This window comes from Alloyangia pacifica, from assembly GCF_900116195.1.
GTDB classification, from domain to species: domain Bacteria; phylum Pseudomonadota; class Alphaproteobacteria; order Rhodobacterales; family Rhodobacteraceae; genus Salipiger; species Salipiger pacificus.
In genome coordinates this window covers 125,614-144,072 of record NZ_FOZW01000002.1, presented here as the reverse complement: position 1 = coordinate 144,072, position 18,459 = coordinate 125,614, and the positions used below count along the sequence as shown (strand labels likewise).

Annotated in this window: 22 protein-coding genes and 1 tRNA gene; 8 read left to right on the top strand and 15 right to left on the bottom strand. The window is 59.2% G+C overall.

Annotated elements, in window-relative coordinates; translation table 11 throughout:
- The first annotated feature begins 317 nt into the window (after positions 1-317).
- The 3 genes from BM397_RS05135 (at position 318) to BM397_RS28925 (ending at position 2,691) form a co-directional block, all read left to right on the top strand.
- The gene (locus tag BM397_RS05135) at positions 318-1,421 is read left to right on the top strand and encodes an isochorismate synthase (RefSeq protein WP_092419265.1); all 1,104 of its coding nucleotides are present in this window, start codon (positions 318-320) and stop codon (positions 1,419-1,421) included.
- Positions 1,422-1,452: 31 nt separating this feature from the next.
- Positions 1,453-2,118: an isochorismatase family protein gene (locus tag BM397_RS05130; protein ID WP_092419262.1), complete on the top strand. Its 666-nt coding sequence runs from the start codon at positions 1,453-1,455 to the stop codon at positions 2,116-2,118.
- A 345-nt stretch (positions 2,119-2,463) separates the two neighbouring features.
- A complete protein-coding gene (locus BM397_RS28925; protein WP_143187055.1) occupies positions 2,464-2,691 on the top strand; it encodes a hypothetical protein in 228 nt (75 codons plus the stop codon).
- 550 nt (positions 2,692-3,241) lie between these two features.
- Here BM397_RS28925 and BM397_RS29265 read toward each other — a convergent pair.
- From BM397_RS29265 to BM397_RS05115, 4 genes are all read right to left on the bottom strand, one after another.
- Positions 3,242-3,343, bottom strand: a tRNA-Val gene (locus BM397_RS29265).
- A 1,690-nt stretch (positions 3,344-5,033) separates the two neighbouring features.
- Entirely contained in the window at positions 5,034-5,306 is a 273-nt protein-coding gene (locus BM397_RS05125) for a hypothetical protein (RefSeq protein ID WP_092567364.1), read from the bottom strand.
- A gap of 13 nt (positions 5,307-5,319) precedes the next feature.
- A complete protein-coding gene (locus BM397_RS05120; RefSeq protein WP_092419256.1) occupies positions 5,320-5,748 on the bottom strand; it encodes a hypothetical protein in 429 nt (142 codons plus the stop codon).
- A gap of 12 nt (positions 5,749-5,760) precedes the next feature.
- On the bottom strand, positions 5,761-6,186 hold the full coding sequence (locus tag BM397_RS05115; RefSeq protein ID WP_143015326.1) for a hypothetical protein: 426 nt from the start codon (positions 6,184-6,186) through the stop codon (positions 5,761-5,763).
- Between the two features lie 80 nt (positions 6,187-6,266).
- On the opposite strand from BM397_RS05115, the gene BM397_RS05110 reads away from it, so the two are divergent.
- Positions 6,267-6,488: a hypothetical protein gene (locus BM397_RS05110; RefSeq protein WP_092419250.1), complete on the top strand. Its 222-nt coding sequence runs from the start codon at positions 6,267-6,269 to the stop codon at positions 6,486-6,488.
- Between the two features lie 15 nt (positions 6,489-6,503).
- On the opposite strand, the gene BM397_RS28920 is transcribed toward BM397_RS05110, so the two are convergent.
- Entirely contained in the window at positions 6,504-7,235 is a 732-nt protein-coding gene (locus tag BM397_RS28920; protein ID WP_143015325.1) for a uracil-DNA glycosylase family protein, read from the bottom strand.
- 183 nt (positions 7,236-7,418) lie between these two features.
- On the opposite strand from BM397_RS28920, the gene BM397_RS05105 reads away from it, so the two are divergent.
- A complete protein-coding gene (locus BM397_RS05105; protein WP_092419246.1) occupies positions 7,419-7,610 on the top strand; it encodes a hypothetical protein in 192 nt (63 codons plus the stop codon).
- Between the two features lie 17 nt (positions 7,611-7,627).
- Complete coding sequence (locus BM397_RS05100) at positions 7,628-7,837, top strand: hypothetical protein (protein ID WP_092419243.1); 210 nt, start codon at positions 7,628-7,630, stop codon at positions 7,835-7,837.
- Between the two features lie 159 nt (positions 7,838-7,996).
- Here BM397_RS05100 and BM397_RS05095 read toward each other — a convergent pair whose 3' ends face one another.
- A complete protein-coding gene (locus BM397_RS05095) occupies positions 7,997-9,187 on the bottom strand; it encodes a DUF3800 domain-containing protein (protein WP_092419240.1) in 1,191 nt (396 codons plus the stop codon).
- Positions 9,188-9,730: 543 nt separating this feature from the next.
- Here BM397_RS05095 and BM397_RS28915 point away from each other — a divergent pair.
- Positions 9,731-10,582 (top strand): DUF2441 domain-containing protein, encoded by an 852-nt coding sequence (locus BM397_RS28915; protein WP_143015324.1) that lies wholly within the window; start codon positions 9,731-9,733, stop codon positions 10,580-10,582.
- 355 nt (positions 10,583-10,937) lie between these two features.
- Here the strand turns inward: BM397_RS28915 and BM397_RS28910 are convergent, their stop codons facing one another.
- On the bottom strand, positions 10,938-11,864 hold the full coding sequence (locus BM397_RS28910; protein WP_143015323.1) for a phage tail protein: 927 nt from the start codon (positions 11,862-11,864) through the stop codon (positions 10,938-10,940).
- A 578-nt stretch (positions 11,865-12,442) separates the two neighbouring features.
- Here BM397_RS28910 and BM397_RS29260 point away from each other — a divergent pair.
- On the top strand, positions 12,443-13,666 hold the full coding sequence (locus BM397_RS29260; RefSeq protein ID WP_176806459.1) for a hypothetical protein: 1,224 nt from the start codon (positions 12,443-12,445) through the stop codon (positions 13,664-13,666).
- A gap of 131 nt (positions 13,667-13,797) precedes the next feature.
- Here the strand turns inward: BM397_RS29260 and BM397_RS29255 are convergent, their stop codons facing one another.
- The 8 genes from BM397_RS29255 to BM397_RS05050 all read right to left on the bottom strand — a co-directional run bounded on the left by BM397_RS29255 (position 13,798) and on the right by BM397_RS05050 (position 18,454).
- Complete coding sequence (locus BM397_RS29255; protein WP_176806457.1) at positions 13,798-13,959, bottom strand: hypothetical protein; 162 nt, start codon at positions 13,957-13,959, stop codon at positions 13,798-13,800.
- Between the two features lie 119 nt (positions 13,960-14,078).
- A complete protein-coding gene (locus tag BM397_RS05080) occupies positions 14,079-15,800 on the bottom strand; it encodes a hypothetical protein (protein WP_092419229.1) in 1,722 nt (573 codons plus the stop codon).
- Entirely contained in the window at positions 15,793-16,080 is a 288-nt protein-coding gene (locus BM397_RS05075; RefSeq protein ID WP_092419226.1) for a hypothetical protein, read from the bottom strand. The genes BM397_RS05080 and BM397_RS05075 overlap by 8 nt, the downstream gene beginning before the upstream one ends.
- A gap of 83 nt (positions 16,081-16,163) precedes the next feature.
- On the bottom strand, positions 16,164-16,538 hold the full coding sequence (locus BM397_RS05070; protein WP_245695933.1) for a hypothetical protein: 375 nt from the start codon (positions 16,536-16,538) through the stop codon (positions 16,164-16,166).
- A gap of 78 nt (positions 16,539-16,616) precedes the next feature.
- Positions 16,617-16,907 carry a ubiquitination-like system serine protease family protein gene (locus tag BM397_RS05065; RefSeq protein ID WP_092420541.1) on the bottom strand — a complete coding sequence of 97 codons (291 nt, stop codon included), beginning with the start codon at positions 16,905-16,907 and terminating at the stop codon, positions 16,617-16,619.
- Complete coding sequence (locus BM397_RS05060; protein WP_092419223.1) at positions 16,904-17,707, bottom strand: N-acetylmuramoyl-L-alanine amidase; 804 nt, start codon at positions 17,705-17,707, stop codon at positions 16,904-16,906. Before BM397_RS05060 ends, BM397_RS05065 begins: the two co-directional genes overlap by 4 nt.
- A 59-nt stretch (positions 17,708-17,766) precedes the next feature.
- Positions 17,767-18,048, bottom strand: coding sequence for a hypothetical protein (locus BM397_RS05055; RefSeq protein ID WP_092419220.1), 282 nt, complete (start codon positions 18,046-18,048; stop codon positions 17,767-17,769).
- Positions 18,038-18,454, bottom strand: coding sequence for a hypothetical protein (locus tag BM397_RS05050; RefSeq protein WP_092419217.1), 417 nt, complete (start codon positions 18,452-18,454; stop codon positions 18,038-18,040). Before BM397_RS05050 ends, BM397_RS05055 begins: the two co-directional genes overlap by 11 nt.
- Positions 18,455-18,459 lie beyond the last annotated feature (5 nt).

Below are 18,459 nucleotides of genomic sequence, written 5' to 3'. Positions count from 1 at the left end.
GCACGCCTCAGGACAAGACTGCGTTTAGCACCCCTGCCGCCGCAGGTGGATCAGCCCGCGAAGAGACCTCAACGCATGGGCGGCACGATCTCCGACCCCGGGAGCCGCACGACCTCGGTCCGCATTCCCGCACGCCCAAACACAGCCACCGGTCGAGAGGGGCCTCACGCAAAAGGCACCCCGGCGCGCGCTGCTTGTGAATTGACAGCCCTCGCCCGCCCGCGTTAGGTGCGGGGCACCGGATGCGCGACGCCGCGCCCTTTTCACCGACAGCACCCACCTTCCCGGCAGGCAGCTCCTAGAACAGGATTTGTTTCTTGAGCGAACTGGCCATTTCCCTGCAGTCGGCAGCCTCCTGCGCCGGACTTCCCCTGCGCCTCGGATCGCTGGGCGGCGTCATCGAAGAGGCGCAGAGCGATACGCTCGCCAACCTCGCCCGCACCCACAGCCCCTTTGACCGGCGCATGTATGGTGCCTTTCCCTTCGCCCGCGAAAAGGCTGGCTGGCTCTACGGAATTCGCCCCGACTCGCATCAGGCCGATCTGAACAAGGCGAAACCGGCCCGCGCGCTGGACCTGTGCCGCCTGCCCTCGCAGGACGCCTACGGCGAGGCAGTGGCGGCAACGGCGGCGCAGGTGGCCGACGCCGCCAATCCGCTCAGAAAGGCCGTGCTGGCCCGCGCGCTCGACCTGCGCACGGATCGCGCGCTCGATCCCTTTGCCGTGGCCAAACGGCTCGGGACCGACCCGCATGTGACCGCCTATTGCCTGCCGCTGCCCGGTCGCCGCGCGGAGACACGCTGGCTGGTCGGTGCCACCCCGGAGCTCCTGCTGCGCAAAACCGGCGGCGACATTCGCTCGCATCCGCTCGCCGGCTCGGCCCGACGCCGCGAGGATGCCCGCGAGGACGCCGATGCCAGGGCCGCGCTGCTCGGTTCCGAGAAGGACAATGTCGAGCACCGCGTGGTGGTCGAATACATCCACGACATCCTCGCCCCCTATTGCTCGGCGCTGAGCGTGCCCGACGCGCCGCAGCTCGACCGCACCGCCAGCATGTGGCACCTCGGCACCTGCATCGACGGCACCCTGCGCGATGCCGACACGCCCTGCCTCGAGCTTCTGGCAGCGCTGCACCCGACCCCCGCCGTCGCCGGTGCGCCGCTGCGCGAGGCGTTGCAGGCGATCGCCGAGGCCGAACCCTTCGACCGCGATTTCTATGCCGGGACGCTCGGCTGGGTGAACGAGGCGAATGACGGCGAATGGCACGTCACCCTGCGCTGCGCGATGATCGAGGGCCGCGCCGCGCGGCTGTTTGCCGGTGCCGGGATCGTCGCCGCCTCGGACCCGCTCGAAGAGGTCGCCGAGACTCGCGCGAAATTCATCGCGATGCGCCGCGCGCTCGGCATCGCCGAAAGCCTCTGAGCCCGCCGACCCAGACCACAGAAGAGACACGATGGCCCTTCCCAAGATTCCCGACTACCCGCTGCCCACCGAGGCCGAGCTGCCGCAGCCGCGCGCGCCCTTCGAGCTGGCCCCGCAGCGCGCCGCGCTGCTGGTGCACGACATGCAGCGTTACTTCTGCGCCGCCTACGGCGAGGACGCCTTCACCCGCGATGGCAGCACGATCGCCGCGGCGGCGGCCAATATCGCGCGGCTGCTGGAGGCCGCCCGCGGGGCCGGCGTCCCGGTGTTCTACACCGCGCAGAAGGGCAACCAGTTCCGCCCGGACCGCGGGTTGCAGGCCGATCTCTGGGGGCCGGGCATGCAGGCGACCCCCGAGCACGAGGAGATCATCCCGATGCTCGCCCCGGTCGAGGGCGACATCCCCCTCGTCAAGCATCGCTACAGCGCCTTCCAGCGCTCCAACCTCGACACGCTGATGCGCGCGCGCGGGCGCGACCAGCTGATCGTGACGGGGATCTACGCCCATATCGGCTGCCTTGCCACCGCGGCAGAGGCCTTCCAGCGCGACATTGAACCCTTCTTCGTGGCAGATGCCCTCGCGGATTTCAGCCGTGAGAAACACGACATGGCGCTGAGCTGGGTCGCGGGCTGCACGGGTGTTCCGATGAGCAGCGATCAGGCGATCACGCGGCTGGCGCTCCCCGAGAAAGCCTGAGACCTCTGGGGCGCGGAGACCAGCCTTCGCGCCGCCGCCCCCACGGCGGCGTGTGCTGTCACCCGATCCTGCCGGCGCCGTCGCCGCTTCGCGGCCCTCCCGACGCTCCCGCGTGGTCGGCCCGACGTCGAATGGCCGGACGTCGGTTGGCGAGGCATCCACGGTTTGATGCCCGGCCCTGAATTCCTGCGCTCCGACTTCGGCCCGGCGGCTTCGAAGCCGACTGCTCCTACCCCCGTATACCGGCGGAGAACCAGCAGGATCTTACCCCGGACATATTGGAGATCGTTGGTACGGCCGGGCACTGGCACCTGCAACGCGACCTCGGCGCGAGCAGCTGGGCCGATGATCGGAACCGCGATGCTGATCTGTTTGCGCAGGGTCTGGCCCTCGGTGATCGCGTCGTCGTTGGGTTTCGCGGCGCGTAAGTCGCTTTCAACCTTGGCGCGGTCCGTGAAAGTCTACGGTGTTCCCGCCGCCAGAGGCCAGCTCGCGCAGGCATCACGCAGCTCCGCCTCGGATCGCCTGGCCAGCATACCCCTGAATTTGCCACTGGATCCCGGACTGGACTGATATTCACTGTGCGGACATGTCGATCTGAACTACTCGGGCGAGCGGTATCCGATGCTCGATTGGCGCCGGTACCGGCGCCGGCGACAGAAGATTGCGATGTACTCGAACAGCGCGGCCCTCGCCTACCGCGTCTTCGTCCATCTCACGCGCACGCGTCCACATTTCCGGGCAGCCGGGGATTTCCTCGAACCCATCGAGAAAGTCTTTGGCTAGCTCACCGGCAACTGCGCACGCTGGCCTTTGAGTCAGGTCTTGAGTGCCGGCTCTGAGCGTCTCCCAATAGCTCTCCCGTGCAGCCAGAGCGCCTGCAAAAAGCGTCGCTTCGCCTCGGCGCAATCCTCGGGCCTCAGAGAGGCCGTGGCATCTGTGGTGAGCTTGGCTTGGCAGAGAGACGGTGTCCCCGCTGCACGGCCCAGCACGTGGACTCGCAGGGAATAGGTCGCTCCGATTTGGAATGGTCGGGGTCTAATCTTATACCGCCTCAAGATACCAGTTGAGGTGGCGCATTCCCCACGAAATCAATACTTTGCGAGATTTCAATGGGATGGGATGGTGGGTGATGAGAGACTCGAACTCCCGACATCTTCGGTGTAAACGAGCAAACTAGAACTCTAAAGCACTGAATACACTTAATAACCGTTTCCCAACACCCCAGCAGAACACGCCGGACAAAACCAAAACGAAGCCGGAACTTGGGAAACGTCAGAGAACAACTTTCACGCGAACAGCCGATTGCTTTCCAACCGGCCACACAATCCTGTCGTTGTCAAATTGGCAATGGGTCTACTAGAGGATTCATCCTCAAAGGCAGAAAATCCCTGTATACTTCTGCAGCTATATAGAACGAAATCAGCTAGGGCTCATGTTTTCGGAAGTGTAGAATGAGTGATTGGATTATAGACCTTCTACAAGGCACAAAAATTTGGCTTGCCTCTGCGTCGGAAATCGTGGCTCCGGCTTGGGTGTTTTTGTCCGTTGCTGTAGCGATAGGATTGTCACTTTTCGCTTTACTGCGCCAAGCCAGATTGCATAGGCAGAGCCAGGCCAACCCATGGCAAGGCACCAAGCGAGGGAAAAGAACGAGCCAACTTCCCAGACGGCGGTCGGCACATCGAACATGGAAGGAAGACCTTGCCATTGCAGCCATCGCCTTTGCCGCAGCTGGCGTGTTCGCGTATGGCGAGGTTCGCAACCGGCTCCAACCCGAATCCCTCGGAAAAAGCGTGCGTGTGCATCGATTGGGAGTTCGTACGACCTCAGTCGAGTTGACCGGCGTCACCACGCACGTTCGCGATGGCGACACGATTGAAGTACAAGGTGTTCCAATTCGCTTTGGATCGCTCGACTGTGCTGAACTTGGTACCGCCGAGGGAGAACGCGCTAGCGAGCGAATGAGGTCATTGGCCTTGAACCGAGCGTTAAGATGCACCCTGACGGGCCGGAAGAGCTACGATCGAGAGATCGGGGAGTGCACTCTTTCTGACGGGCGAAGCTTAGCGAATATCATGATAGCGGAAGGCTTATGCAGACGGTGGCGCTGACCAGGATTTCGCTGTCGTCTATTACTCGATCTACTGTTACCGCTGCGCGCAATCCCCTCCGCGAAAGCGCAGGGGATTTTGAATTTGGTCAACTCGGAGCGAAATCAGCCGCCTAGGTCAATTTCATTCACACGGACATTCAGTGAACGAATCGCGATGTGTGAACTGGCTTTCGCGCACCCATATCGACCGCACTAGGCATGAATAATGCAGCCGCACTCGATGCGTTCTGCGGCGCCAGCGCCAGCCGACAGTGGCGCTAGCTACTCAGAGCTGGCCGCAGACTTCCATCTCTCGTCTCGAACTAACTCTGCCAAGACCCAGAGTAGAGGCTGCGGGTATGGCACCTTGAACTCCCCATTTGGGTAGCGGAGCGAATACCTCGAAGACTTGTTGTAGAGATGGTCCAATTCCTTAATCGTATCATCAATTGATTTGATATTAGGATCTGCATATGGCTGAGGCTTAACTCCCACACAGGCAAATGCCAGCGCCTGTGCATGAGTTCGGAGATCGCTGAAGTCTTTCAACATCCACATTTTATAGATGTCGTGGCGAAATTTCGCTACCTCCGTTGGACTGCGCCCACGACGGATGAGGGCTTCCTTCAGAAATAGTTCAAGTCCGTGAGCCAGGCATTGCGATATCGGAAGTACCAACGGCAGAGGTTCGTCTTTTTGCCGCTTCCAAAGAACTTCTGCTGCGAGCAAATATGACCAGACTGCCGCCGAGTATCTTTCCTCAGTCGGGAGATCAGAACTCCTGCCTACCTTGTCAGTCAATTCCCGCTCCTTTTCTGGATCAGTTGGCTTCCGAGCACTTGAAGCGTCGGCCGGGGCTGCTTTCCCTCGCCATGCCTTCCAGCATTGAACAGATGCTTTGATTGTTGGCGTAGCCGATCACCAAAATCATTCTCTCCCAGCCAACTGCACTTTCCATCTCTAACCAGTACGCCGGGATACCGAGCATGCCACGCGGCATGCCTGCGACGTAGTCTGCGAGATCATCAACTGTCTGGGCCGAAATCGACCCAGCGATAGTCAGGCAGAAAGCCAGAACACTTAAAAGACGCACGCACACTCCTTTCTCAGACGAGCCCGCTCGTGATGGCGGACTTCACCTCAAACACTCCCAGCAAGAAGAAAGCGACCGTGGACGCGGCAACCACCAGAGCAAAGAGATGGACAAACCGCTTTACGTTCCCAAAGAACTTCTCGCGTGTCCCGCCCCTCTGGTTCAGTGTTGCAAGGGCGGCATAGTTTGTGAGGTATGCAATGGCGATACCGAGAACCCCAGCGACCGCGCCGAGTGCGAAGTAGGATATAGCATCCGCGACGCCGACGATGGCCTCCGAGTAGGCTTTGTCAGCCTTCGCGATTGAAGCAACGAAACCGAGCACTGCGACCGCAGCACCGCCGTTGATCAAGATCGCGCTGCGCAGAAATAAGTTCGCTGTGTCGATCACCTTCTCATTCATATGCTTGAAGATTTCGACGTAGGTTTCGTCCTCGGACATTCTTTCCCACTCCTACTTGGACTTCGCGCGGGCCTTGGCCTTCGCCACCCGCACATGATGGACGTTGTGAGCGCTCGCCACGCGGCGCAGCATGTCCGAATGATCGTCGCCCGGCTTGATGGTGTCGAGGTCGCCGTTGACCGTCACCTCCACCTTGCGCTCGGCCAGCTCGGCAAGGAGCCACGCGGCGTCCCTCTCAGAAAGCCCAAGGCATAGCGGCGCGGCGATCACTACCTTGTCGCCTTCCATGACCGCCAACAGCAGGTCATTCCGCCCGGTGAGCTGCGAACGCGGGCGCGTCGAGCCCTTCGTGATCTTGTCGTGCCAGCAGGTGCCGAACTCGCTCATATCCACGCCCAGGGCGCGCATGACTTCGCGCTGCTTTGCCAGCGGCGGACGCCCCGGAGCCTCAAGGATGTATCCCCAGATAATGGACAAACTTACCCGCCTTCGTTCGGTTTCAGCTTTGCGCCACTATATTACCCTATTAAGTTATTGCAACGTGAAACGGGGGAACCATGGCGCAGCGCGAAACGGTGACGATCACGAAGAAGGACGGCGAGTATCAGGCCAAGCTGCACGGGTTCCCGATGTGGTTTACCGGCCCGACATATGAAGCAGCTCTCACTCGCGCCGGGCAGTTTCTGGACGAGAGCGCCGCGCGCTCCGCCGAGATCATGGACCGGCTCGAAAAGAAATGGGCCGCCGATGCAGGCACCCCGGGCGATCAATCCAACTAACCCGACTGCACGCAATTAGCTGACTAGCTCAGAACCACCCAGCGCTCCCCAGTAGAGCTCCAAACGTTCACTTAAAGGTCCTTTCAAACCGCGAGCTGTCGGGTGAACGACATGGGTAACAGGGGAGGAGATATCTGCAGCCTGCAAAGCATCTCTCGCGTCATTGCCGATCGCGAGAATTCTATCAGGCCTGAAAGCGTTTACCTCTTTTCGGATAACTGAGAAACAAAGCGCCCGGAGCTCAGGATCACGGCGCAAGACGTTTGTTCCTGCGTACACCTTGATCGCATCCGTCACCCAAACATCATACCCAGCCAGAACGCAGCGTCTTATGAGCTGCCACATCATGCCCCAATGCCGGCGCACACGGTGGTAGTCGCTATCGATGCCAAAGAATGTCCCGACTGTGAGCTTGCTCTCCGAGCCGTCCCGCTTCGGATCTTGAGCACACAGCATGATCCGCCCACGCGAGGGGCGCGCCGCTGAGAGCAAGCACGGCAGATCATAGCCAATGGTCTTATGGGAGTAACGATCCAGCAGTTTAGTAGACCAAGCATTGCGAGGAATTTCCGGCATGTCTCTTCCAGGGGCATGTCCTCTGTGAAACTCCATTTGGAGTCGATCTGAAATTTCCTTCAGTATCGCAACGTCGAATAATTCAGCTTGGGTCTCCACCAGCTCTCCCCAGGGGGCCCAATTAAATAGAATGTCGGCATCAAGATTTCCGCCGAGTACATATTTGTCCATCACGCTACAACACCCTTACTGAGAGCTCGGCAAACTTCGCCTCAAAATCGAAACACCCTGGCTACCTACGCACTCCCAGCCGCCACCCGCAACACGCAACCTACCAACCGCGGAAGGTGTGTACTTATTGGCACGGTTGAAGCGATCTGCGCCAACTGTTCCAGAAAACCCGCAGGAGGCACTATGACCGCCATGAGAGAGGATATCTGGCGCGACCTTTACGAGAAGAGGGACGATCTGATCCGCGCGATTGAGGCGGCTCATGCGTCCCCGCCGCGCGACTTCACCGAGGGCGACCGCCGCGAATGGCAGGAAATCGAGCACGCCCTCGATTACACCCCACAGAAATGGGCCGACCAACAGCGGTCCAGCTAACCCGAAAGGCGCCCGCCATGGCTGATTGCCAGTTCAACATCACCAACAGCGATGCGTCATTCATCGCGAAGCAGCTTCGGAAAACCGCGAACCAGTTCGACCCGTGGGCCAAGGTCCGCGAAGCCGCCATGTGGGTATTCATCGGCGCGGCAGTCGTGGCCTCCATGGACTACGCCGACATTTGGGTTTGCGTCGGGAGCTGCGCCCAAAACTCCCAGTCCAACTAACCCGCAGGGGCCGCTCAGCGCAGGTAGCGGCCCTTTGCGCCCGCGGCACCACAATGCCGCCTGACGCAAGCAGCGGACCTGGCTCCGCAGAGACCATTTCTCGAAAGCTGCCGCTCGGGCGGCGCGCAGCGATCGGCCGCACCGAGCCCATAAAAGCCCTTAGTCCTTGCCTTCTCCGGCGAGTTTCAATGGGGACCGCTGGTAAGGCATCAACCCGTCCTCTTCATAGGCGGCGACCATACGGCGGCGGTGCTGTTCGTTATCCGCAATCATTTTCTGAGCCACCTGTTCCATCTCGGGCGTCAGTTCAGTCGCCATAATCTGCCTATATTGCTCTTCCACCTGCTGACCGACTCCGTCGAAAGAAAAGTCGCTGTGGTAACCTTTCTTGAGAACATAGTTTAGGAGCCGCCCCGATGCTGGAGGGAGGCGTTTTCCCGAGAGATGCTGCCGAAACAACCACAAGACCAAATCAGCGATCTGAATTCCGGCGCTGTCGTCAGAAGCGGAAACCTCAAAGGTCGACCCCGCCACTTTCTGAAACACAATGGTTTCGCCGGGTCGATGGATCGGCTCATCGGAGGCGTTGGAGAACATCATATGCCACTCAGCGAGCGACCCCTCGAACTGAGACTGTCGGTCATGGACAATCTTCTTCAAGGGCCGACGCCAGCGTTTCGAGAAACCCTCCAAGCCATCGAGGAGATTTGCGAAAGCAACCATGTTGGGCATGTGACCATTTTTGGCCTGCCGTCCGGCGATGAAGATGTCGAGTGCCTCTGGATGATCGCGAGACCATGTTAGCGTCTCTGTTACCACTTCACGTGAGCGCGCATCTGCTAAAGTCGGCACCTGCGCCAAAAGAGCTTCGCAGATACCGGGAATTTTCTGGCGAGCAGTCTTTTCGTTACGCGCCATCAGCATATCCCAGAAGTCGCGGGCAATCTGCTCAGTGATCAAGGTCGCAACCTTGAAGCAAAGGATCATCTTCAGGGGTCTGATGTTATACGCTGACCATGAGGCAGCTGGGTTCTCTCCCGAGTCGAAGAAGACATCGTAGACCTTGGTCGCCAGTAGGTATCGCTTCTCTACACGCGATACAAAGAAGCGGGCATCGACCTTCTTGAGTAGGCTCAAGATGTCGCCCGCAGCACTCTCGATTGGACCCATTCCAACCACGGAGGCATGCAGTGCCGGGACGCCTGCTCGCATGGAAATCGACTGGAGCGTCCTTCCATGCAGAACGTCGAAATTCGTCTTCGTGATCAATGCAGCCGTGAAAAATTCAGGCTGATCCGGGTCAAAGATGTTTTTGCCGGTGTTACCGGTTTCATCCACGTAGGCGAACATTTTTTACTTTCGTTTTCTGGTTCCCAGTTGCGTCTTTTTAGAAAGATATCGCTCCTTTTATGATGGCAGGTAACATGAACGGGATCGCATGTGAACTTGCAGTTGAGGCGCGAGCCCGCTTTCAGCCTTGTCATCAAGGTCGTTCGCGCCATCGACGAACGACAGCGAAGTCCGCTGAGCGATCACGCCATGCTCTTGGCGGGTAGGTCCGCATTGCCGGCCGCTGTGGCTCGAGGCGAAGGGCAATTTAGGGGTGCAAGCAACCGAACGGCCTTGTCCAGAAAACCCGCGAGGTCCGCTACGCGCAGCAAGCGGACCCTTCCCATTTGCAGACGAGGGAACCTTACCCGGTCCGACAGGGCGACTGCGGACGTTCAAGCACGTTGGCAATGCAGTTGCCTAGCCCTATGAACCTGACATTCGCGAGAAGCGGATCACTCAACGGGATACTAAAGGGCGTAGGAGCGAAGGTACGAACTTTTGTGCCATGAGGCCCCCGGAAGCTACCTCCGAAGCTTTGTCCGCCATTATAAGTAGGAAAAAATGACCGAGAATTTTGAAGGCTTCGTCTACATACAGATCGATAATCCAATGGTCGCATGGAATGTGGTTCGCTCGAACTTTTATTCACCGTCGCACCTTCCACAATCAGAGCGGCGTGGCGCATTAAGTTTCGGGACTTCTAATCTTTTTCGGAACGGAAACGCCTCGAGAGCCACAGCTGAATTCCGTTTAGAGGATTTTAGGAGAAGGCACTTTTCTGGCGCGGCCTCGAGACTAACAGGCATATTTGTATTCGACGACATTGACAGCGCTGCTCAGGTTTGGGACGACGTCGCCTGGTCTGGTCACTTCAACCCAGACTACCTAACAGACGTCGGAGTTTCTGCCGACCAGTCTTCTCGTCTCGATGCAGTCTGGATAACAATGATGCGCGACGACAAGAATATCCTTGTCGATGGGTGGGAGGCGATGGCCGAAAGATATTGGTCTGGCGAGCCAGCGTCCAGTCAACCTATCTGGGAACGGATCATCGAAGGCTCGATCACAATCTGGGGGCGCGATCTCAAAGAAAGGGCTTTAGAAGAAATCCAAGAATTCTGGCCTCAATCACTTTCACTTTTGGAGATTGCTGCAAACTCAGCAGCCATAGGGAGCTGCGACGGCGCGATTGTACCCTACGCCACAAGGAAAGGTGATCTCCTTGATATCAGATACTATTTGCGAATGGTCGATACCAAGGACGCCGCCTTTATTGATCGACTGGAGAATTTTTTGAGAGTGGGAGGTGAAAGAGTGTGCAGGCTCGTCCCTGCAGGTGATCGTTGGATTAGTCCCGATTTCAGTTGCTACAGCTTTCAGAGACATATCGAGGGTACATCCCTTATTTTCTGAGTGCCGATGCAGATTGATAATGACGACATTCGTAAAGAGGGGCTACACTGGGTCGCACCTGCAGCGTCCGTCGGCTTTCCGCTTTCCGGGGCGTGTCCGGCTTGGAGCCTCGCAGGGGTGTGACCGACGGCTAAAGGTTGCGAGTGAGCCTTCTCTGCTTCTATCACGGTAGACCGCTTTGGGCTGGGAGCGGTCATTTGAACCGAGTCCAGAAAACCCGCAGCGACCGTTCAGCGCAGGGAGCGGACTTCGCTCCGTTGGGCTCATTTCTCGGAAGCGGCCGTTCGGGCTGAGCGCGGCGATCGACGCCTCAGAGCCCAAATTGACCGAGGCTGCACTTGCATAAATGTCGGCTTTACCCTTTCTTACAAAAGTATAGTGCGATGAAGGGCGGCATATTGTTGTGTGGCTGTCCATCGCCAGTTGCGCTCGTGGAATCCGAACTTATTGTTCGCCGGATACCCCAGTTAACACCCGTATTCAGGCCCGCTATGTCTACGGCGGTATCAGCGCCGCCATATGAAATCCGATGGGTATGACTAGGCATTTCGGCGACGTTCAAAGTGTGTGTCTCCGAACCTCCAATAGAACGCTCTGGGCTATCTGCATATACTGGGTAAATTGACAAGGGTGTGCCTTTGGCGTCGGCATTCTGATGCCTTCCAGCGCCTAAGATCATTCTTCCGCCAGCTGGTTCAAATAGCTGCCAGCCTTCTGGGCATGCCTCGCCAATGTCGCGGTTCAGGTCCACCCGGTCAAAAGCAACGACCGCGCCGCGAGGGAATAACCTTTGGATAATCTCATCAGTTGATTCACTTGTGAATTCTCTTTGCGCCTCAACAATCGATTTCTTTACCGCTTCATCAATAATCAAATCGGCTTCTTGACGGACTGCATTTCGAACTAGACTTATCGATTTCTGGGCTTGAGCATCAGCCTCAGTATAGATTGAAATTTTTAGTTCCTCGATCTTCCTGTTTGCCACTTCGTTCCCGGACGACAATATACGCGCATCGATGACACTAGCGATTTTGGGATTCACAAAATATTCAATCACTTTGGTGTCTACCTGTGTTCCAAAAAGAAAAGTCCCAATCGCTCCAAATAAAACGATCAATCCGAAGAAGCCAGTCACAGCCCACTTAGTGTTGCCGATCATGAAATCCCTCTGCGAGTTCAACGACTCAAGTATCGCCTTTCCGCGTTCTGCCTCGCTTTCGCTTAGGATTCGCCTAACTTCTAGTTCTACTATTTTTTCGATTTCCCGTTCATCGTTCTCCATCGCGGCGCTCCAGAAATTGCTCTTGTTCGCAAATACTGCAGAGGCAGCGTACCGAAATTCTGCGCAATCGTCACACGAAATGCGCATAACATCACAACCGAAGCGAAAGTTCAATTTGTCCGCTCCTCGGTCGCCCAATGGCCTCGCGATGAAGGTCCGCTTCACCGGTCGAGGCATCTCGAGGCGAAGGGCATGTTCGGGCTGGGAACGGTCATGCGACGCGAGTCCAACTAACCCGCGCCCGGCGGATCATCCGACCCGCCGCCGCACCTCCCCCAGCGGTTCTTCGAGGCTCTTGGCCTACCCTTGGGAAACTGGCTCGACATGAACGATCCAGATCCAGTTCATTGCCGGGTCGCTGATGTGGGTCATGTAGACAGGACCAACCGGCTGGCGATCCCTGTAAACGGTCCCCGCTACAGTGGCGCAATAGAACTAGTGGCATTTCCGCTCCACCAATCCCCAAACCTCAAGGACCTAACCTTAACTATCGAAACCTAACCTTGAGGTTGCCGACCTGACATGCAAAATCCGCCCGCATCACGATCCCTACTATTTGGACTTGCAGGACTACTTAAGTGAAAAAGAGCGTCATTCTACACATCGGGCACGGAAAAACAGGTACCTCTGCCATCCAGTCTTTTCTGGCATCTAACGTTCACCAATTAGAGCAGGACGGAGTTATATACCCGAAACACGCATCTTTTGAAAAAGCCCAACGCGGCGGCATCACTTCCGGAAACTGTCCAGATGAAGCATGTAAAATATTTGAGGAGATTCGCAAAGAGGCAGAAACTGCAGAAAATAGAGCAAGGATTCTCTTCTCCGGTGAACACATGTTTTATCAGAGAATTGAGATAATCCAAGAAATTGAATGCATGATTGGAGGATTTGATTTTGAAGTGATAATGTTTATTAGAAATCCTCTAGAAATGGCAGCCGCTGTGTATCACCAACGAGTCAAGAGACATGAGGAAACCAGAGAACTGGAGGAATTCGCGCTCGACGAGGATCACCTATTGGAGGCGCAGTTATGGCACCAAAACCTTTCAGACCTTGGCGTTCCTGTCAGAGTCGTAAATTACTCCAAAACGAAGAAGAGTACAATTAGCAGGTTCTTAGAAGAACTTAACTGCACAAACACGCTTCTCACTCAAGGTTATGCTGACGCAGAGCAACGCATAGTCAACCGCTCTCTTTCTGCGATAGAGCTCAGACTCGTTCGAACGGTGAACAAAAACTTTGGGGGGAGAGTTGGGACTTTCGTAAGCGATCGACTCGTTGAAATCTCACCCAATGTTCGACCTCAAGAAGCTTGGCTATCCGCAGGACTGGTCGCCCAATTCCAAGAAAAATTTCGAACTCCTATCGAATACTTCAACCAAATCCTCCCCCCGGATGAAGAAATAATAATTACATACAACAATAGCAAAAATCAAAATAAAGTTGAAATTTCATCTGAGAGCGAAGATCTATCATCACTGGCAGCAGCTTTCAACTCTGCGCTCCTAGATTTCGAAAGCGCGAACGTGGATCGGGAACGCTTGAGGATGGACCTGGAACGCTTGACGATGGACCTGGAACGCTTGACGATGGAGCGGGAACGCTTGACGATTGAGCGAGACGAGCTTGCAAGAGACATAGAGGCTAGAAAATCCCGTCTGGCTTTCAAGATCGATTACTGGGACTACCGGATACATGCTCTCTTGGGTGACGCGAAGTTTCTGGGCAGACGCTTCAGCAAGCGCTTTAGGTCCGCCGCCAAGCGCCGCCAGCGTAGGTGCTACGGACAAGAACTGTGAGTTTTGTTCCGCGGCCCAATTTCCCGCTAAAGCGTGGAAAGCTGCACTCGGCGTGATCAGCGCCGAGTGCCTCAGTTGATATGTCAAGGGTGGGCGGCGGACGCATCGCCTACGTTTCGGGAGACGCCGCATCAGCCGATGCGCCGGCGAACTTCCTCGAGCGCTTCGGCCATGTACGGCGCATACCCGTGCCCCACCGGCCCGACCTGCACCAACCACAACCACGGGAGCGCCGGGTCGCTGATGCGCGTGGCATAGACGCGCCCGACCTTCTGGCGGTCCTCGTAGACCATCCAGTCTCTGTCGCCGTCCGTTCTGCCCGCCACCACTGTTCTTTTGCGTGTCCACATGGTGCGGAGATAGGCGCCACCCGGGAAAAGAAAAAGCCCGGCGCTATGGCCGGGCCCTTCCGTCAGACGTCATCCTTCCTCGCCCAGAATCCGGTGAGGTATCGCAGCAGCTCGCGGTCGGCGCCGGTCGGCGCCACGTCCCAAGCGACCGCCAGCGTGTAAGCTCCGCCGCCCGATCGGTTCGTCGCGCCGGAGCGCATGCCCCACGAAAGAACGCCGGTGGTCCCGTAGCCCGAGCCGGTGAGCCCGTTTGGCGTCAGCGTCGAGGCCTCGCCGTTGGCGATGACACCGGCAGCGTCAGCATAAACCCCGTGCGTGTTGAGGCCGTGGCCGTTCTGCGAGACGAGCCAGGCGGGCTCATAGGGCAGCGCGGGCGAGAGATCGTAGCCCACGCTGCCGATCGCCGCGCGCGTGACGCCGCTCTGAGCATAGAGCGCGACGGCAGATTGATGCGCGGCCAGCAGCACACAGTTTCCGGAATCCCGGATGTGCCCCAGCGCCAGCAGCGCGCCGGCGGCAGGAAGGTCGTAGGATGCGTCAACCAGCCCCGTCAGGGTGCCATTCTCGCCCCAGGCGATGCGCTTGCCCTGCAGGCAGACTGCACCCGCGTTGACGATGGTGTGGGTGCCGGTGCCTTCGGGGATCATCGTCGCGCCCGAGCCCATCTGGTCGTAGACGATTTTCACGTTGGCGCTGTCCGAGCCTGCCGCCGCATGGGTCAGCATCGCAGCGATATCCGGGTATCCGTCAGAGTCGGCGGAGATGTCGAGCGTGGTGGTGCCGTTCGTGATCTGGAACAGCGGGCCGGTGTAGGTCGAGAGCCCCCGGTAGAGCGAATAGAGGCGGGCCGGCTTGTTCGTGAGGTCATCGGCCCAGTCGACCATCTCGGGGCGCGCCTGCGCATTGGCCACAGCTGCGGCATAGGCCCCTGCAGCGTAGGTCCCCTCGATCCGGTAACCCACGTTGCTGTAGTGAATCGGCTCGGTGCTGTGCGTGTTGCCTTCGACGCCACGGGCAAAGCCAACATGCGTCATCCGCTCGGCCAACATCAGGTTCACCGCGGCGATCATGTCCTTGTCCGCGCCGCCGTCATAGCTGAATTCAGGCGGGCCACCGTAGGTGACCCAAGGCGCGGTCGGCGCGTTCCACGCAGAGCGGATGCCGTTCATCCCGCGCTCGCCCTTGTCGAGCAGCGTGGGAATGTCCGAGCCGGTGTCGTTCTCATTCACGAGGCTTCCGAAGAACACCGGGTCCAGGACCGGAAAACCCGGATACTCCGCCGCGATGGCCGCCAGGGCCGCATCGCGGAACGTGCCATTGGCGTGCGCGAGGTAGAGCGCGCCTACCACATCAGTCGCCGCCGCCGATCCGCCGATGGTCCATGCAGGCCCTGCCCCGTCCGGGTCCCAAGAGCCACCGTCGAGCTTGCGCCCGCCGACGGCAGTTGGGATCAGCACCACGATGACTTTCCCCGCTGTCGCCCTGCGCACCTCTTTGGCGAAGTTGATCGCCGGGGTGGTGCTGGTCGTGATTGCACCATCGCCGGGCCGCGGGATTCCGAGGTCGTTGTCGAGCGCGCGCACCGTGTTGGCATTAGGGTCGTAGATCGTGATGCTCGCATCCATGTCCTCTGCGGTGAGCGGCAAGGCAGCAGGATCATCTGTTGCGCCACCGGCGGCGTTGGACGCGCCGACGATGATCAGCGGCAGGACCGCGACAGGACCTTTCTCGTGCCTGCGCCCGACGCGGAAACCACCGAAGGTCGCTAGCGCAAACTCACGCATAGGACACCAAGACGGGACCACTGCCGCTCAGGCTCACCGCGAAGACACGCACTGCTGCGATGCTAGGGAAGAGATCGGTCATCGCCTCATTGAGAATTACCGCACCATGCGCCAACTCGAGACCAGGCGCATCCGCCGCCGGCACGGTCGTGTCAGTTGCACCGATGAGGCGGACAGGCTCACCCGATTGGTTCTGGCACAAGAAATTGCCGGACACGTCCTCGGCAGTGAGAAGTGCAGGTTGGTCCGAATTGACCTCGATATTGCCGTGGAAAGCCATGGCGAAACCCTTTCAGAAACAGGCCCCTGCTGGGGCGACACGGGCGAGAGTGATCCGCCCATCATTCGACCTGCCGGGGCGGACTACGCCGCCTCCGGGATCTTCACTCCCGCACTGGCCATGGCCTCGCGGTAGTAGCGCAGCGCGATCCGATCGAGGACGCCATCTCCGGGAACCAATCGCTCTATCGCATCCGGCACCGACTGCTGCGCGTGATAGATCGCGTGCGCCTTGACCACCTCGAAGCCTGCGCCAGGGCCTTCGAGCACAGCTGCCTCGACCCCAGATTTGATCGCGGAATGCAGAGCCTCACGCGCGGCTGCCTCGATCCTGATGCCGGTAAAGGCCTCGATCGCCCCGGCACCGCGGTTGATGATCAGCATCAGGACAAGTCCGAAGAGACCGATCAGGGCGTTGACCAGCTCGGGGCTGGCGAGAATGCTTTTGAGGAAGTCCATCAAATTGTCCCTTATGGATGGCGGCCGCAGCCGCAGAGAGGACCAGCGCGAGGCGCCAGTCGGAGATCGGCAGGTTGATCAGCACGAGCGCCAGACGCCCTCGCGCAGCCAGCCGTGCCAGTGGCTCTGCCAGTTGACCGAAGGCGCGAGCTCGGGCGCGGTGGTCGATCCATTCCAGGACCAGCTCGGCCCGTGCTTCGGCTTGAAGCCGCTGCCCACCTTCAGCACCGACTTGTCGCCGCAGCCGCACGGGCAGAAGAAGATAAAGCTCTGCTCGCCAGTCTCTTCCGGTCCGCTGATCCAGAACGATCCGGGCGCGCGGTCCTGCAGGAAGGCGTTGCGGTCTCGGTAGTGGACGGCCCGGGTCATGCCGCCCACCCCAGCGGCGCCCAGTCGGCGTCGTCGACCTTGAACCCGGGGCAGAGCTTGTTGGCGAATTCGTTGTGGCCGGCGATCCGTCGGATTTGCGTGGCGTTGCAGGCCTTGGAGATCACCCCGCGCATCGCGTCGAGCGTCTCGGCGGTGTAGAAGTCCTCGGGCGCGCCCATGTTCGTGACGGTGTTCACCGGCACCATCGAATAGCCCAGAGAGCCCGCGTTGTGGCCGATGACATGCGCGCCGATCTCGCCCCAGCCGCGGCCCTCGATGACCTCGCCATCCGGGAAGATCAGACCGTGGTAGCCGATGTCGCGCCAACCCTTGGCGAGATGCCAGCCGCGCACTTCATCAAACATCTGGCGGTTGCTCTTGCCCTTCCACCAGGTCGCCGAGGTCGCGGTCGTGTGCAAGACGAAGAGCCCTACCACGTAGCCAGCGGAGCCCTGCAGCACCTGCTTCTCGTGAGAGACCCATCCGCCCCAACCGGGCGACAACGTGACATCCTCGACGATCGCTCCTGCACGCGGCAGGCCCTCAGCCTCGACGACTGCACGCAGCCCGCGATCCAGCTCGGGCGTCCAGACCCGGCTGACCGGCCCCGCGGAGAGATATCCGAGGTCGATGACCGCCTGGTGCATTGCCTCGACCGGATCGCCCCAGCGGCCTACGTGCGAAGCCAGCAGCGCAAGCAGGCCTGCTTCAGTCTTTGGCCCCCACAGGCCATCTGCGCGCCCGGCGTTGAAGCCAAGCGCGTTCGCCCCCGTCTGGAGGGCGTGGATTTCCTGTCGCATCGCTTTCTCCGAAAAATGAGGGCCGCTCGCCCTTAGGCGGCGCGGCCTTTCTCCGCAGCCTAGTTGCTGCGGGCGTCCAACTTGATGGCGAGGTGGTGGACCGAGCGGGCGATGTTGATCAGCTCCGCGCGCTGCTGAGCGGCGTGGCCTGCCTCGTGCTCGAGCACATCGGTCTGCCGCTTTAGCTCAGCAAGGATTGCCGCCCCCTGGGATGGCCCTTCCCCCGCCTTGGTCTCCTTGCGACCCTTCATGATCGCGACGCCGCCGATGGCAGTGATCAGGGTCGCGATTGCCCCAATCACGAGACCGAACTGCTCGGCGAAGCTGGGATCAGTGGGCATGGGCGAGACCCTCCAAGGCATGCACGCAGTCCTTCACCGCGCGGTAGATACAGATCAGCGCGGCCCCGAGGATCATCACGCCATAGGTGTAGGTGGCCGTGGTTGGCCAGTAGGTCACGGCGAAGCCAACAGCGAAGAGCCCATAGCAAAGCGAATTGACCGTGAGCATTAGGGTGCGCGCGAACGGCGTCCACCACCGCCGACCGTTGACGAAGAGCGAAACGCAATGGGCGACACCGGTGATACCGAAGAGGAACGCCCACTCGGCCTCGGTCAGCCATCGGGTGAGGTCCGCGAAAGCGCCGGTCGACATGCTGTCCATCGGCAAGCCGAGCCAGACGCCAAAGCCGACAGTCGACGCAGCGAACCACCATTCGAGAAGCCTGTTCTTATAGATGATCGGCATTCTGC

Excerpts from the sequence above, each read along its gene's own strand:
- BM397_RS05065 (WP_092420541.1), bottom strand. The coding sequence starts at position 16,907 with ATGACCCGGGCCGTCCACTACCGAGACCGCAACGCCTTCCTGCAGGAC.
- BM397_RS05105 (WP_092419246.1), top strand. The coding sequence starts at position 7,419 with ATGACCGCCATGAGAGAGGATATCTGGCGCGACCTTTACGAGAAGAGG.
- BM397_RS05075 (WP_092419226.1), bottom strand. The coding sequence starts at position 16,080 with ATGGCTTTCCACGGCAATATCGAGGTCAATTCGGACCAACCTGCACTT.
- BM397_RS05095 (WP_092419240.1), bottom strand. The coding sequence starts at position 9,187 with ATGTTCGCCTACGTGGATGAAACCGGTAACACCGGCAAAAACATCTTT.
- BM397_RS05130 (WP_092419262.1), top strand. The coding sequence starts at position 1,453 with ATGGCCCTTCCCAAGATTCCCGACTACCCGCTGCCCACCGAGGCCGAG.
- BM397_RS29255 (WP_176806457.1), bottom strand. The coding sequence starts at position 13,959 with ATGGTCTACGAGGACCGCCAGAAGGTCGGGCGCGTCTATGCCACGCGC.
- BM397_RS05055 (WP_092419220.1), bottom strand. The coding sequence starts at position 18,048 with ATGCCCACTGATCCCAGCTTCGCCGAGCAGTTCGGTCTCGTGATTGGG.
- BM397_RS05060 (WP_092419223.1), bottom strand. The coding sequence starts at position 17,707 with ATGCGACAGGAAATCCACGCCCTCCAGACGGGGGCGAACGCGCTTGGC.
- BM397_RS05070 (WP_245695933.1), bottom strand. The coding sequence starts at position 16,538 with ATGGACTTCCTCAAAAGCATTCTCGCCAGCCCCGAGCTGGTCAACGCC.
- BM397_RS28920 (WP_143015325.1), bottom strand. The coding sequence starts at position 7,235 with ATGGACAAATATGTACTCGGCGGAAATCTTGATGCCGACATTCTATTT.
- BM397_RS28910 (WP_143015323.1), bottom strand. The coding sequence starts at position 11,864 with ATGGAGAACGATGAACGGGAAATCGAAAAAATAGTAGAACTAGAAGTT.
- BM397_RS28915 (WP_143015324.1), top strand. The coding sequence starts at position 9,731 with ATGACCGAGAATTTTGAAGGCTTCGTCTACATACAGATCGATAATCCA.
- BM397_RS05050 (WP_092419217.1), bottom strand. The coding sequence starts at position 18,454 with ATGCCGATCATCTATAAGAACAGGCTTCTCGAATGGTGGTTCGCTGCG.
- BM397_RS05120 (WP_092419256.1), bottom strand. The coding sequence starts at position 5,748 with ATGTCCGAGGACGAAACCTACGTCGAAATCTTCAAGCATATGAATGAG.
- BM397_RS05110 (WP_092419250.1), top strand. The coding sequence starts at position 6,267 with ATGGCGCAGCGCGAAACGGTGACGATCACGAAGAAGGACGGCGAGTAT.
- BM397_RS05080 (WP_092419229.1), bottom strand. The coding sequence starts at position 15,800 with ATGCGTGAGTTTGCGCTAGCGACCTTCGGTGGTTTCCGCGTCGGGCGC.
- BM397_RS05100 (WP_092419243.1), top strand. The coding sequence starts at position 7,628 with ATGGCTGATTGCCAGTTCAACATCACCAACAGCGATGCGTCATTCATC.
- BM397_RS28925 (WP_143187055.1), top strand. The coding sequence starts at position 2,464 with ATGATCGGAACCGCGATGCTGATCTGTTTGCGCAGGGTCTGGCCCTCG.